Below are 14328 nucleotides of genomic sequence, written 5' to 3'. Positions count from 1 at the left end.
TCCTATATCGAGACTTCGTGGGGTGCAGCGGATTTCAGGGCTTCGAGGAGATCGGTCAGCTCATGCTCGAGATGGCTGAGGCGGTCGATTCCGAAGTCGGGCAATCGGGCCGCGAGAGCGGTGCCGAACGCGCGACGGGACGCGGACAGTTGTGCGCGTCCCGCCGGCGTCAGCTCGACGACCACGGCTCTGGAGTCGTCGGGGTCCTTGGTGCGTGCGGCGAATCCGGCGGTTGTCAGCCGGCCGATCAGCGCCGTTGCCGAGGGCTGGGAGCAACCGTCGATCTCCGCGAACTCGCTGATTCGCAGTGGTCCGTGCTCTTCGAGAGTGGACAGCGCCCGCACCAGTGCACGCGGGAGCGCATTGGTTCCCAGCGTGCCGGCCAGTCGGGTGAGTCGCGCCGCGGTGACGGCGATGTCGACCATGAGCGCCTCCGGAGTGGGGGCGGTGGGCGACTCGTTCGACTGCACGAAAATTATGTTACATAAGCTAACTATGTAGGTACATAGCCTAACTATCTATTTTCCGGTGACATCGACCACAGAGGTTTCTATGCAGGTCACCAGGGTGTGGATCGATAGATGCCGCCGCGGATACAGCTCGGCCCCGCGTCCCGAGGGGCGCGGGGCCGAATGCGCGCGGGGCGCCGGCTCAGGCCGGGCGGGCCAGCGGACGCGCCGGCCGGCCGAACAATTCGGCGTCGGCGTGGGCGCGCTTGAAGTACAGGTGCGCCTCGTGTTCCCAGGTGATCGCGATACCGCCGTGCAACTGCACCGTCTCGCCCACCACCGAGCGGAAGGCCTGTGAGCAGTGGATTCGCGCGGATTCCAGATCCAGAACGGTATCGCTCGTGACCGGTCGATCCAGATTCGCGATCGCCGCGTACGCGGCCGAACGGGCGGACTCCACCAGCACGTACATATCGGCCATGCGGTGTTTGAGCGCCTGGAAGCTGCCGATCGGACGACCGAACTGCACTCGCGACTTGCTGTATTCGACCGTCATCTCCAGGCACTGGTCCGCGGCGCCGACCTGTTCGGCCGCCAGCGCGGCCCACGCGATATCGCGCAAGCGGGTGCTCAGCGCGGCGGCGTCGGAGCCCAACCGGGTGGCCGCGGCACCATCGAAGGTGATGGCGGCCAGCCGCCGGGTCGGATCCATGGTGCGGGTCGTCGTCCGCGTGACGTGCTCATCGGCGGCGTCGATCTCGTAGAGGCCGGCATCGGTCAGTACGAGCAGGGTGTCGGCCGCGGCACCGTCGAGAACGTAATGGGCGGTACCGGTGAGGGTGTCACCGTCGGCGCGCACGCCGTAACCCGATCGCGGGGCGGCCGGGGTGGCCCAGCCGGTGGAGTCGGCCCAGCAGAGCGCGAGCGTCCGGGAACCTTCCGCGACCTCGGGCAGCAGCCGCTGCGCGGCGGCGGTATCCCCGGCCGCGAGGACCGCCTGTACGCCGAGGACCGCCGAGCCGAGCATCGGCGGGTTGTGCAGGGTGCGGCCCAGTTCCTCGACCACCACCAGCGCGGTATCCAGATCCGCGCCGACGCCGCCGTACTCCTCCGGGATCGCCAGCGCGGCGACGCCGACCTGCTCGCAGAGCAGCCGCCACAGGCGTTCGTCGTAGCCGAGATCGCTGTCGATCGCCCGGCGCAGCGCGTCGCGATCGCCGTGCTTGGTGAGGACGGCCCGTACGGTATCGGCCAATTCCTGCAGTTCGGCGGTGTCGGTCATGCCCGCACTCCCGTCTGGTCGTCGTGCCGTTGTGGCGCCGAGTGGATCACGCCTCGCCACCGGCCGGCGAGCGCAGCGCCGCGGCGACCCGGGCGCGATGGAAATCGGCTGTGCCCCAGGCGGACCGGAGCGCGGTCGCCTTGGTCAGCCACAGCGACAGATCACATTCGGCGGTGTAGCCGATCGCGCCGTGCACCTGCAACGCGATGCGCGCGGTGCGATAGGCGGCATCGGCGCAGGCGACCTTGGCCGCGGAGACGTCGCGGGCGCGATCGGCGGTGCCGAAACTCAGCGCCGCGCGATGCAGGAGCGGTTCGGCCATATCGAGGCCGATCTTCGCATCGGCGAGATGATGTTTGATGGCCTGGTAACGACCGATCGGCTGGCCGAACTGATGCCGCTGGATCACATAGGCGACGCTGGTGTCGAGCATCGCCTTACCCGCGCCCAGCAGTTGCGCCGCCGTCGCGAGGGCACCGGCGTCGAAGGCGGTCGCCGCGGCGGCGCGCACCGAATCCCCCTGTGCCACCAGCTCGTCGGGGCTCACCGAGGACAGGCGCCGGGCGGCGTCCACGGATTCGATCGAATCGCCGCGCCGCGCGGTGTAGAGCCGGTCGTCGTCCACGAGCAGTACCACGTCCGCGGTATCGGCGTCGAGGGCCGGGGTCTGCGGCGCCGGTGCGATGGTGCCCAGTGACCCGCCCTCGGCGAAGGCCGGGAGCCAGCGTTGCGCCGGACCCGAATCATCGAGGCCCTGTAGCAGGGCCGGAATCACGGCGGCGGTCTCGATCAGCGGTCCGGGCGCCGCGGCCCGGCCGAATTCCTGGCAGGCCACCACCAGATCGATGGTCTCCGCGCCCATCCCGTCGTATTCCTCGGCGACGGCCAGGCCGAGGGCGCCGGCGCCGGCGAGCTGGCGGATCAGCGCCCGGCCGCTGTGGGCGGCGCCACCGCTCCAGGCGCGGATGACCGCGGGTGTGCTCGCCGCATCGCACATCTTGCGCAGACTGTCGGCGAAGTCGCGTTGTTCGGAGGACAGTGCAAATCTCATCGATGGGTCCATTCGGAGGTACGGCGCGGGGACTCGGGGTGGCGCACGGCGGGGCTCAACGCGGTAGTCCGAGCAGTCGTTCGGCGACGATGTTGCGCTGAATCTCGTTGGTGCCGGCGTAGATCGGCCCGGACAGCGAGAACAGGTAGCCGTCGGTCCAGGAGCTGGTCTGTTCGGCCGCGGCGCCCAGCAGATCCAGTGCGGTCTCGTGCATCGCGATATCGAGCTCGGACCAGAACACCTTGTTGATCGAGGATTCCGAGCCGAGTTTGCCGCCTTCGGCCAGCCGGGTCACGGTGCCGAGTGTGTTGAGGCGATAGGCCTCCGCGCCGATCCAGGCGTCGACCACCCGATTGCGGGCGGCGGTATCGGCCGGATCCGCGGTCTCGCGCCACAACTCGATCAGCCGTGCCGCGGTGGCGTTGAAGCGGCCGGGACTGCGCAGCGACAGCCCGCGCTCGTTGCTGGAGGTGCTCATCGCGACCCGCCAGCCCGCACCGGGCTCACCGATCACGTCCCGATCCGGGACGAAGACGTTGTCCAGGAAGATCTCCGCGAATCCGGGCTCGCCGTCGAGTTGCGGAATCGGCCGCACGGTAACGCCGTCGGCCGACAGCGGGAACATCACATAGGTGAGTCCCTTGTGCCGTTCGGCCTCGGGGTCGCTGCGAAACAGCCCGAATGCCCAGTCCGCGAACGATGCTCGCGAACTCCAGGTCTTCTGCCCGTTGAGTACCCAGCCGCCGTCCACCCGCTTGGCGCCGGAGCGAATACCGGCGAGATCGCTACCGGCCTCCGGCTCCGACCAGGCCTGGGCCCAGATGTCGTCGGCACGAGCCATTCTCGGCAGGATTCGCTCGAGCTGTTCCGGGGTGCCGTGTTCGAACAGGGTCGGCGCCAGCAGGAAGATTCCGTTCTGGCTCACCCGGCCGGGTGCGCCCGCCGCGTAGTACTCCTCCTCGAAGAGCACCCATTCCAGCAGGGACGCGTCGCGGCCGCCGTATTCGCGCTGCCAGGACACCACCGACAGCCGCGCGCCGGCGAGGGTGTGTTCCCAGGCGCGATGGGCCTCGAAGCCCTCGCGGGTGTCCATCGACGGCAGGGGTTCGGCGGGCACGTTGGCGCGCAGGAATTCCCGGACCTCGAGCTGGAATTGCTGTGCGGTCGAATCGAGTGCGAGATCCATCTACTTACCGTTCTGTTCTGCGGGAGCGGTGGACGAGTCGGGCCCGGAGGCGGCGGCCGGCGTCGCCACGGAGGGCCCTCGACCGCCGCCATCGGACGCTGTGGCGGTGGCCTTCATCGACTTGGCGTTCATCCCGCCGAGCGAATCGGTGCCCACCTCGGCATTGTGGGCGTGCGCGAAGTGGTGCAGTCCGAAGACCGAGTCCATCCCGGCGCGCATACCCATCAGGTCCTCGCACTGGTTGACGGCCTTCTTGGTCAGCGCCAGCCCGAATTGCGGCATGGCGGAGATCTTCTCGGCCAGCTCCAGCGTGTGCGACTCCAGTTCCGCGCGCGGCACGACCCGGTTGACCATGCTCCATTCGTAGGCCTGCTCGGCGCTGAAGCGGTCACCCGTGTACAGCACCTCCTTGGCCCGGCGCGGCCCCAGCACCCACGGGTGCGCGAAGTACTCCACACCCGGAATGCCCATGCGCACCACCGGATCGGAGAAGAAGGCGTCCTCGGAGGCGACGATCATGTCGCAGACCCAGGCCAGCATCATCGCGCCCGCGATGCAGGCGCCCTGCACCATCGCGATGGTCGGCTTGGGCAGCTCGCGCCACCGGCGGCACATGCCGAGGTAGACCTCGAGCTCGCGGGCGTAGCGCTGATCGCCGCCGGGCCGGTCGACGTGGTCCCACCACAGCGCGGCCTTGTTGTCGTAGCTGATGTGGTGGTCGCGTCCCGGAGTGCCGATATCGTGACCGGCGCTGAAATGTTTTCCGTTGCCCGCCAGGATGATCACCTTGACCTCGGCGTCGGCGACCGCCCGCTCGAAGGCGGCGTCGAGGGCGTAGGTCATGACCGAGTTCTGCGCGTTGCGATAGTCCGGCCGGTTCATCGTGACGATGGCGACCGGACCGCGCCGCTCATAGGTGACGACCTCACCCTCGTCCGGAATCGGGCCCGGGGCGCCGGCATCTGTGGTCACGAAATCTCCTCACGTAATTGCCGCTTGAGTACCTTTCCGGCGGCGCTGTAGGGCAACCGGTCCCGGAATTCCACGAACCGCGGCACCTTGAAGTTGGCCAGTGTCCGCTTCGCGTAGGCGATCACGTCGTCGGCGCTGATCTCGGTACCCGACCTGCGCACGATGTAGACCTTGCCGACCTCGCCCATCCGTTCGTCGGGCACGCCGATCACCGCGGATTCGGCGACTCCGTCCAGCCGCGCGAGGGTCTGTTCGATCTCGGCCGGGTACACGTTGAATCCGCCGGAGATGTACATGTCCTTGAGCCGGTCGGTGATCTTGAGATAGCCACGCTCGTCGAGGATTCCGACATCGCCGGTGTGCAGCCAGCCCTCGGTGTCGATGGCCTTGGCGGTGGCCTCGGGATCGTCGAGATAGCCGACCATCACGTTCGGCCCGCGCAGCAGCACCTCGCCGTGATCGCCGATGCGCAGCTCGAATCCGGCCATGGCGGCGCCGGAGGTGTTGGCGATGGTCTCCGGATCGTCGTCGGGCAGGCACATGGTGCCGAAGCCGGAGGATTCCGAGAGCCCGTAGGCGGTGACCACGACCTCGAATTCCAGTTCGCTGCGCATTCTTTCGACCAGCACCACCGGCACGGTCGCCGCGCCGGTGACCGCGACCCGCAGACTGCTCAGGTCGAAATCCGCGCGGGCCGGATGTTCCAGGATGGTCTGATAGATCGTCGGCGGGCCGGTGAGGACCGTGATGGACTGGTCCTGCACCATCCGCATCGTCTGCGGCACGTCGAAGGTCGCCTGCGGGACGATGGTCGCGCCGGTGACCAGGCAGGCCAGGATGGCCGCCTTGTATCCGAAGTTGTGGAAGAACGGCGGGATCACCAGATAGCGGTCGGAGCTGTCGAGGGTGGACCGCTCCACCCAGCCTCGCACCACGTCGAGAGCCTGCCGATGGGCGACCAGCGTGCCCTTGCTGCGGCCGGTGGTGCCGGAGGTGAACAGGATGTCCGAGATATCGGCCGGCTCGACCGCCTCGGCGCGGGCGAGGATCTGCTCGGCCGGGACCGTCGCGGCCAGCTCCGGCAACCGCGACCACGCGATGGCGTCGTCGTAATGGGTGCCCGCGCTCTCGGCCGGTATGACGATCACGGTGTCGACCGCCAGATCCGGTGCCGCGGCGCGCAGTTCGGCGAGCCGCTGCCGGCCCAGGAAGGGGTCGGCGATGAACAGCGCCTTGGCGTTCACCCGGGCGATCACATCGGCGGCCTCGGCGGCGACGTAGCGGGTGTTCAGCGGCACCATCGCGGCGCCGGTGTAATGCGTGGCCAGTGCGGCCACGACCCAATGCCAGGTATTGGGCGCCCAGATGGCGATGCGATCGCCGCGTTCGACACCGCGTGCCATCAGCGCCCCGGCGGTCTGCCGCACCTCGTCGAGTAGTTGCACCCAGCTCAGGTGCACCTCGCCGTCGCTGAGCGCGGGCGCGTCGCCGTGGATGCGCGCGGCTTCGTGCAGGGCGAGAGGGGTGGTCTGCACAGGGGTTGTCACGTCGTCCTCGATCGGTCTACAAGGCAGTTCTCCGGGAGACCCGGGTCCGCGGGTTCTGCTCCGCAGAGCTCACCGGCCCTACAAAGCAAGTGCTTGGTAGGTTACTCTACCGGAGTGAGTGCGATCCAGACCCCCGATTCCGCCGCCGGCGCGGATGCCTCGGCCGACCAGGAATTCCGTGCCGAAGTGCGCGAATGGCTGGCCGAGAACCTGAACGGACAGTTCCGTGAGTTGCGCGGGCTCGGCGGACCCGGAAGTGAGCACGAGGCATTCGACGAGCGGCTGGAGTGGGACCGCCACCTCGCGGCGGCCGGATTCACCTGTCTGGGCTGGCCGGTGGAATACGGCGGCCGCGCCGCGACCCTGCGCCAGCAGGTGATCTTCCACGAGGAGTACGCGGGCGCCGACGCCCCGGCACGGGTCTCGCACCTGGGGGAGGAACTGCTCGGCCCGACCCTGCTGGCCTTCGGCACCGAGGAGCAGAAGCAGCGCTTCCTGCCCGGCATCCGCTCGGTCACCGAACTATGGTGTCAGGGTTACTCGGAGCCCGGGGCCGGTTCGGATCTGGCGAATGTGTCGACCACCGCCCGGCTCGACGGAGACGAATGGTCGATCAACGGCCAGAAGATCTGGACCTCACTGGCCCATCTGTCGGACTGGTGCTTCGTCATCGCTCGCACCGAACCCGGTTCCTCCCGCCACCACGGCCTGTCCTATCTGCTGGTGCCGATGAAGCAGCCCGGCGTCGAGGTGCGGCCGATCATCCAGCTGACCGGCACCGCCGAGTTCAACGAGGTCTTCTTCGACAACGCCCGCACCGCCGCCGATCTGGTGGTCGGCGAGCCCGGTGCGGGCTGGCGGGTCGCGATGGGCACGCTGACCTTCGAACGCGGCATCTCCACAGTGGGCCAGCAGATCCGTTTCGCGCGCGAGCTGTCGAATCTGGAGGCCGTGGCGAAAGCCAATGGCGCCCTCGACGATCCGGTACTGGCCGATCGCGTCGATCAGGCGTGGGTCGGACTGCGAGTGCTGCGCGCCCACGCCCTGCGCACACTGGAATCGGCGCACGAGAACGTCGACGCCCGCACCGCCGCCGGCCAGGCGTCGGTCTCGAAACTGTTGTGGGCCAACTGGCATCGCGGCCTCGGCGAACTGGCCATGGACGTCCTCGGCGCGGAAGGATTGCTCGCGCGCGATCTCGACGGCGGCTCCGCCCTCGACCCGCATCCGGCCGACGACCTGAACCAGTGGCAGCGCCTGTACCTGTTCACCCGGGCCGACACCATCTACGGCGGTTCGAACGAGGTGCAGCGCAACATCATCTCCGAACGCGTGCTCGGCCTGCCCCGCGAAGCGCGCTGACCATCTCACACCGACCTCGATGACCATGGCCGAAAACGACATTCGGCTACACGGAAGGACCTACAGTGCCTGATCTCTCGGTTCCGCCCCAGCCGATCACCGGTCACGGGCTGCTCGCCGGCCGCGCCGCGGTGGTCACCGCCGCCGCCGGCACGGGTATCGGCTCGGCCACCGCGCGCCGCCTGCTCGAAGAGGGCGCCGACGTCGTCGTCTCCGACTGGCACGAGCGCCGGTTGCGGCAGACCGAGGAGGAGCTCGCCGCGCAGTTCCCGGACCGCAAGGTGGCTTCGGTGGTCTGCGATGTCACCAGCACCGAACAGGTCGACGAGCTGATCCGCGCCGCCGCGGAGCGCTTGGGCCGCATCGACATCATGGTCAACAACGCCGGATTGGGCGGGGAGACCCCGGTCGTCGACATGACCGACGAGCAGTGGGATCGCGTCCTCGACATCACCCTCAACGGCACCTTCCGCTGCACTCGCGCGGTGCTGAACTACTTCCGCGGCGCCGGCCACGGTGGTGTCATCGTCAACAACGCCAGCGTGCTCGGCTGGCGCGCACAGCACGGTCAAGCGCACTACGCCGCGGCCAAGGCCGGTGTCATGGCACTGACCCGCTGCAGCGCGGTCGAGGCCGCCGAGCTGGGTGTCCGGATCAACGCGGTGGCCCCGAGCATCGCCCGCCACCCGTTCCTGGACAAGGTGAGCTCGACCGAACTGCTGGACCGGCTCGCCGCCGGTGAGGCCTTCGGCCGCGCCGCCGAGCCGTGGGAGGTCGCCGCGACCATCGCCATGCTGGCCAGCGACTACACCACCTACCTCACCGGCGAGGTGGTTTCCATCAGCAGTCAGCGAGCCTGAGCTCTGTTCTCGGCCCGCGCTTCGCTCCGCGAACCCCGCCAGAGCGAAGCGCGGGCAAATAAACACTGGCGCCGACCGCCCCCACCTGTGGGATCCTGATGTTGTCCGGTCCGACGGTTCGAAGGGACCACGGCCTATGGGTCTGGACGGTCATCAGGAAGATAACCAAGTACTGGAGCTCGAGCTGATACGCCAAGTGGTGCTGGCTCGGCGGCGGCAGGACGGCATCGTGCTGGCCGCCCTCACCCTCGGTGCCGAATTACTCGATCACGTCGGTGAGATCGCATCGCGTGCCGCGCAGATCCTGCGGGAGCACGAGGTGGACGAAGGAGAGGTCGCTCGCGACCCCCGCGCTGCGTTGCGTGCCGATATGGCCCGTGATCTGCGGCGTGCGCGCCGCATCGGTGCGGCTTGCGAGCCGGGGGAGTCCGATCCCGCACGGGAGCGCCGCAGACAGCAGACCGAGCTGCTGGGTGAGGTCCGTGCCGATCTGCTGGCGGTGGTGCGGCGCTGTCACCGATTCCGCTTCGATCACATCGCCTTCGCCGAGGGCATCGATCAGGGTCTGGCGGCGGCCGCCGGGAAATTGGAGGGCGCCGCCGATCGCGACACCTATCTCGCGTGGCAGCGCGGCATGGTGCTCGCGCTGCGGGAGGTCCCCACGCCGGGCGGTCCGCCCCGGGTACTGGCGACCGTCGACGCCGGTCCGGGCCGGGGCCCGCTGCAGGTGGAATGGGACAGTTGTGAACGGCGGCTGGCACTGGTGGCTCGCATGAAGCGGGCCGGGGTGCCACCGCAGGAGATCTGCGATCGGCTGCTCGCCGATTTGTCGGTGTCCTCCCCGCTGCGCTATTCGATTCGATGACCGACCACCATAGACCAAGCAAATGCTTGGTTGTATTATGGCCGAGTGACCGCATCCGAGGCCTCCAAATCCGCACGCCGTAACGAACTGCTCGGCCTGGCCGCCGGCCTGTTCGCCGAACGCGGCCTGCGTGCGACCACGGTCCGCGATATCGCCGATGCGGCCGGGATCCTGTCCGGCAGTCTCTACCACCATTTCGACTCCAAAGAGGCGATGGTGGACGAGATCCTGCGCGGTTTCCTCGATGACCTGTTCGGCCGCTATCGGGAGATCGTCGCGGCCACGCTGTCGCCTCGCGACACCCTGGAGGCCTTGGTCATCGCCTCCTGCGAATCGTTCGATCGCTGGCATTCCGCGGTGGCCATCTATCAGGCCGAGGCCAAACGGCTCAGTGCCACACCGCGTTTCGACTACATCGCGGGCTACAACCGGGAGTTCCGGGAGCTGTGGCGCAATGTGCTCACCGAGGGTGTGCGCGACGGCAGCTTCCGGCCCGAACTCGATGTCGAACTCGCCTTCCGCTTCCTGCGCGACACGGTGTGGGTCGCGGTGCGCTGGTATTCCCCCGGCGGCCGCATCACTGCCGACACCCTGGCCAAGCAGTATCTGACCATCGTGCTCGACGGGCTTACCAACCCCGAATCCCGTTCCGGCGCGGCGCATTCCGAAGCACTGCCGTCCGGCACATCCGAATAGGAGCGTTACATGTCCACACCGTCCGATCGCCGCCAGTACGCACCGGTGCGCGAGGCCTATGTCATCGATGCTGTGCGCACACCCATCGGTAAGCGCGGCGGTGCCCTGGCCGGTGTGCATCCCGCCGATCTCGGCGCCGCCGCCCTGCAGGGCCTGCTGGGGCGCAACGATATCGACCCCGGCAAGGTCGACGATGTGATCTTCGGCTGTGTCGACGCCATCGGCCCGCAGGCGGGCAATATCGCGCGCACCGCGTGGCTGGCGGCCGGCTACCCCGAGGAGGTGCCCGGCACCACCGTGGATCGGCAGTGCGGATCCAGCCAGCAGGCAATCAATTTCGGCGCCCAGGCCATCATGAGCGGCACAGCCGAGGTCATCGTGGCGGGCGGCGTGCAGAACATGAGCGCCATCCCGATCTCGGCCGCCATGCTCGCCGGTAAGGAGTACGGCTTCGATTCGCCGTTCGTCGGTTCCACCGGCTGGGACCACCGCTACGGCACCGGCGAGGTCTCGCAGTTCAACGGCGCCCAGATGATCGCCGAGAAGTGGGATATCAGCCGCGAAGATATGGAGCGCTGGGCACTTCGCTCCCACGAGCGTGCGCGTAAGGCGATCGCCGAGGGCGCCTTCGATCGCGAGATCGTCCCCGTCGGCGACTTCTGGATCGACGAGGGTCCGCGCGAGACCAGCCTGGAGAAGATGGCCGGCCTCAAACCGCTCAGCGAGGGCAGCCGCTTGACCGCCGCGGTCGCCAGCCAGATCTCCGACGGTGCGAGCGCCACCCTGCTCGCCTCCGACTGGGCGGTCGCCGAATACGGCCTGAAGCCGCGCGCCCGCGTCCATCACGTCAGCGCGCGCGGCGCCGATCCGATCTACATGCTCACCGCGCCCATTCCGGCGACCCGGTGGGCGCTGGAGAAGACCGGCCTGACCATCGACGATATGGATGTCATCGAGATCAACGAGGCCTTCGCCCCGGTGGTGCTGGCCTGGCTGAAGGAGACCGGCGCGGACCCCGAGAAGGTCAACGTCCATGGTGGCGCCATCGCGCTGGGCCATCCCCTCGGCGCCACCGGCGCGAAGTTGTTCGCCACCCTGCTCAACGAACTGGAGCGGGTGAACGGCCGCTATGGTCTGTTGACCATCTGTGAGGGCGGCGGCACCGCCAACGCCACCATCATCGAGCGGATCGCCTGAGCCGCTTCGGCATTCGGCTGATCGGCGGCGCGGCGCGTGCCGGGCTCGGGCCGGGCGGCTACACCACCGGATCGAGCGAGTTGCCCGGAGCGATCGCGCCGCAGGTGGTGGGCGCCGGCCGGCCCGCGAAGCGGTCGTTGAGCCACAGCAGCGCCTCCGGCAGCCACGCGATCGTCGACGGCGTGTGGCTGAGCAGGTCGTACTGCCGGTACAGCACCGACGGGTTTCCGGTCTCGCAGTACTGGCGGGCCAGTGAGCGGACATCGCCCGCGACCATCACGCCGTCACCCGGACCGGTGCCGGGCCGGGCGCCGTCGGTGCCCTCCAGTGCGCCGTTGGCTCCCTGGCCGATGAACATCGGGGTGGTCGGCGTGGGCGCCAGGCCGAGATCGACCTTGCGCACGGCCTCCACGAACGGGGCCACCGAGTTGGGATCGGCGTATTCCGGCTTGACCATCTGCGCCCACGTCAGCCCCGGGTATTGGAACAGCACGTTCGCGATCGAGGCGTACTGCATCCTGTCCGCGATCTCGGCGCCGAGCGGGCTCAGGTACGGCGAGAAGTCGATGTCGTAGGACCGGCCGATACCGATGACCGCCATCGCCGCCACCCCGGCCCAGCCGAAGCTGCCGTCGATATATTTCAGATTCCGGGCCGGATTGACCAGCACGCCGCCCTCGGCCGCGCCGACCAGCTGCCGGTCGACCTCCGGTGCGTACTCCGGCGCGAGCGCGGCGGCCCAGTTGGTGGCGATCGCACCGCCGGAGTAGCCGACCAGAGCCACCCGGGTCTGTTCGTTCAGGCCGGTCTGCGCCGCGTGGGTGGCGGCGCGGATCGAGTCGAGGGTGTTCATCCCGTACTCGGGGCCGGCGGCGAAGTCGGCGGCCTGACCTTCGGTGTCGGCGATGACGATGGTGTAGCCCTGGGCGAGCAGCGGCGCGACCAGCTGGCCCTCCACATTGTTCACCGCCCCGCCGAACGACACACCGCCCGCGATCGAACGCGACGGCGAGTCCTCGGGATTGAGCGAGTCGTAGAAGGACTGGTACGCAACGGCTTTGGTGGGGTCGACGCCGGTGGGCGGCAACAGCACGGATGTGATGCCGATCGCCGGCCGCTGCTGCGCGTCGGTCGTCCGATACTGCAGCTGCACGGCGGTGATCGGCGTCGGGACGCCGACGAAGTGATACTGCATCGTCCGGGTCCGCAGCACGGTTCCCGGCGCGACCGACGACAGCGGCGCCGATCCGGTGTACTCGTAGAACGAATCCGACGCCGCGTGCGCGCTCGGGGCGATGCCCGTCGTGGATCCGAACAGCAACGATGCGGCCGCGACGGCGGTCGCGATCCGAAGGACTGCGCGTCCTCTTCTCACCAGAGTCCCCTTCTGCCCGAACCGGACATCAACGTCCGGTTACCGGCTAGTAGTGTGAACCCAATCACCCTTGTGCGTCAATATGGCGCAGCTCCATTGGTTGGTTTCACATACTGATTCGGCGTGCCGGGCAACGGGGAGCGTCGACGGTGTCGAAGTCCCTGCCCGGGTCACGCCGCGGCGAGCGAACGGCGTTGCGAAAACCGCTGTTGCGCAATGTGTTCGTCGATCGTGCGGAGTGGTCTTACCGATTGCCGTGCACCTCGTCGAGGGCTGCGACGCATAGTGAAACCGGCTGGTTTGAACAAGGCGATGTTCAGCCTCTCCCGGTCGTCGAGGTAGCGAACAGCTATGGCTTCGAATGCGCACTGCCCGGGTATGTAGCGGGCATCTCGGTGGCGCTGCCTGGGCCGTCGAGAACTCCGCGCCGCGTTCCGCGGCTGGACCTGACATCGGTCTATTGACACCGCAAGTGCTGTCGGACACACTTGCGGAGCGAAGTTGACATGACTGTCACGTCATAAGGTTTTCAGGAGGCAACGGTGCCCGAAGTTCCCGACATGCGCGCTCTGGGCCGGAAGGTCAGCAATTGGGGTCGGTGGGGGACCGACGACGAGCGCGGGACCACGAATCTGATCACCCCGGAGCGGGTGGTCGCCGCCGCCGGGCTGATCCGTACCGGTGAGACCTTCACACTCGGCATCCCGCTGGACGGTGACGGCCCGCAACCGGGTGGCGCACGCATCAATCCGATCCGGCTGATGTCGGAGAACGGGCAGGAACAGGTGCTGCCCGGCGGCTTCAAGTGGGCCGACGACTACGTGTTCATGCCGCTGCAGGCCGGATCGCAGTACGACTCGCTGGCACATGTGCACTACGACGATCAGCTCTACAACGGGCACCCGGGCGACGGCGTGACGGTCAAGGGCGCCGACAAATGCGGTATCCACACCCAGTCCGGCGGCATCGCCGGTCGCGGAGTGCTGCTCGATGTGGCCCGGCACCGCGGCGTGGACTGGCTCGAGGCCGGCACCGCGATCGGACCCGAGGAACTCGACGCGGTCGCGGCGGCACAGGGCGTCGAAGTCGGTGCGGGCGACATCGTCCTGATTCGCACCGGATGGCGCGGCAAGTTCCTGGCCGACGGTGACGCGCAGGCGTTCATGGCCGGCGAGCCCGGACTGAGCCTGGCCTGTGCGACCTGGTTGCGCGACAAGGACGTCGCGGTCGTCGGCTCGGACAACTGGGCGGTCGAGGTGATGCCGGGTGAGCATCCGGGCACCGCGTTCGAACTGCATATGGTGCTCATCCGCGATATGGGCGTCACCCTCGCGGAGATGCTCGACTTCGAGGAACTGGCCGCCGCCTGCGCGGGTGACGGCCGCTGGGACTTCTTCTACGCCGGTCCGCCGTTGCAGTTCACCCGCGGTGTCGGCTCGCCGATCAACCCGCTCGCCATCCGGTGATCGTCGCCGTGGCATGCGAA

At 68.3% G+C, this 14328-nt stretch carries 13 protein-coding genes; 6 read left to right on the top strand and 7 right to left on the bottom strand.

Annotated features, from left to right (window positions below; genetic code table 11):
* Positions 1 to 2 precede the first annotated feature (2 nt).
* From LKD76_RS29610 to LKD76_RS29585, 6 genes are all read right to left on the bottom strand, one after another.
* Positions 3 to 470, bottom strand: a complete 468-nt coding sequence (locus tag LKD76_RS29610; RefSeq protein ID WP_227984665.1) for a MarR family winged helix-turn-helix transcriptional regulator — start codon at positions 468 to 470, stop codon at positions 3 to 5.
* Positions 471 to 651: 181 nt separating this feature from the next.
* A complete protein-coding gene (locus tag LKD76_RS29605; RefSeq protein WP_227984664.1) occupies positions 652 to 1731 on the bottom strand; it encodes an acyl-CoA dehydrogenase family protein in 1080 nt (359 codons plus the stop codon).
* Positions 1732 to 1777: 46 nt separating this feature from the next.
* The gene (locus tag LKD76_RS29600) at positions 1778 to 2782 is read right to left on the bottom strand and encodes an acyl-CoA dehydrogenase family protein (protein WP_227984663.1); all 1005 of its coding nucleotides are present in this window, start codon (positions 2780 to 2782) and stop codon (positions 1778 to 1780) included.
* 55 nt (positions 2783 to 2837) lie between these two features.
* Positions 2838 to 3968 carry an acyl-CoA dehydrogenase family protein gene (locus LKD76_RS29595; protein ID WP_227984662.1) on the bottom strand — a complete coding sequence of 377 codons (1131 nt, stop codon included), beginning with the start codon at positions 3966 to 3968 and terminating at the stop codon, positions 2838 to 2840.
* Positions 3969 to 4940: an enoyl-CoA hydratase gene (locus LKD76_RS29590; RefSeq protein WP_372465948.1), complete on the bottom strand. Its 972-nt coding sequence runs from the start codon at positions 4938 to 4940 to the stop codon at positions 3969 to 3971.
* The gene (locus LKD76_RS29585; RefSeq protein ID WP_227984661.1) at positions 4937 to 6487 is read right to left on the bottom strand and encodes a FadD3 family acyl-CoA ligase; all 1551 of its coding nucleotides are present in this window, start codon (positions 6485 to 6487) and stop codon (positions 4937 to 4939) included. Before LKD76_RS29585 ends, LKD76_RS29590 begins: the two co-directional genes overlap by 4 nt.
* 123 nt (positions 6488 to 6610) lie before the next feature.
* On the opposite strand from LKD76_RS29585, the gene LKD76_RS29580 reads away from it, so the two are divergent.
* The 5 genes from LKD76_RS29580 to LKD76_RS29560 all read left to right on the top strand — a co-directional run bounded on the left by LKD76_RS29580 (position 6611) and on the right by LKD76_RS29560 (position 11467).
* Complete coding sequence (locus LKD76_RS29580; protein WP_372466013.1) at positions 6611 to 7849, top strand: acyl-CoA dehydrogenase family protein; 1239 nt, start codon at positions 6611 to 6613, stop codon at positions 7847 to 7849.
* A 65-nt stretch (positions 7850 to 7914) separates the two neighbouring features.
* A complete protein-coding gene (locus LKD76_RS29575; RefSeq protein WP_227984659.1) occupies positions 7915 to 8709 on the top strand; it encodes an SDR family oxidoreductase in 795 nt (264 codons plus the stop codon).
* 136 nt (positions 8710 to 8845) lie between these two features.
* Positions 8846 to 9574 carry a hypothetical protein gene (locus LKD76_RS29570; RefSeq protein ID WP_227984658.1) on the top strand — a complete coding sequence of 243 codons (729 nt, stop codon included), beginning with the start codon at positions 8846 to 8848 and terminating at the stop codon, positions 9572 to 9574.
* A gap of 45 nt (positions 9575 to 9619) precedes the next feature.
* Entirely contained in the window at positions 9620 to 10270 is a 651-nt protein-coding gene (locus LKD76_RS29565; RefSeq protein ID WP_227984657.1) for a TetR/AcrR family transcriptional regulator, read from the top strand.
* A gap of 45 nt (positions 10271 to 10315) precedes the next feature.
* The gene (locus LKD76_RS29560; protein WP_227985462.1) at positions 10316 to 11467 is read left to right on the top strand and encodes an acetyl-CoA C-acetyltransferase; all 1152 of its coding nucleotides are present in this window, start codon (positions 10316 to 10318) and stop codon (positions 11465 to 11467) included.
* Between the two features lie 58 nt (positions 11468 to 11525).
* Here the strand turns inward: LKD76_RS29560 and LKD76_RS29555 are convergent, their stop codons facing one another.
* Positions 11526 to 12842, bottom strand: coding sequence for a lipase family protein (locus LKD76_RS29555; RefSeq protein ID WP_227984656.1), 1317 nt, complete (start codon positions 12840 to 12842; stop codon positions 11526 to 11528).
* Between the two features lie 560 nt (positions 12843 to 13402).
* Here LKD76_RS29555 and LKD76_RS29550 point away from each other — a divergent pair.
* Entirely contained in the window at positions 13403 to 14308 is a 906-nt protein-coding gene (locus tag LKD76_RS29550) for a cyclase family protein (protein WP_227985461.1), read from the top strand.
* Positions 14309 to 14328 lie beyond the last annotated feature (20 nt).

The organism is Nocardia spumae (assembly GCF_020733635.1).
In the GTDB taxonomy this organism is placed as follows: Bacteria; Actinomycetota; Actinomycetes; order Mycobacteriales; family Mycobacteriaceae; genus Nocardia; species Nocardia spumae.
This window is presented reverse-complemented; position numbering and strand designations above follow the sequence as displayed.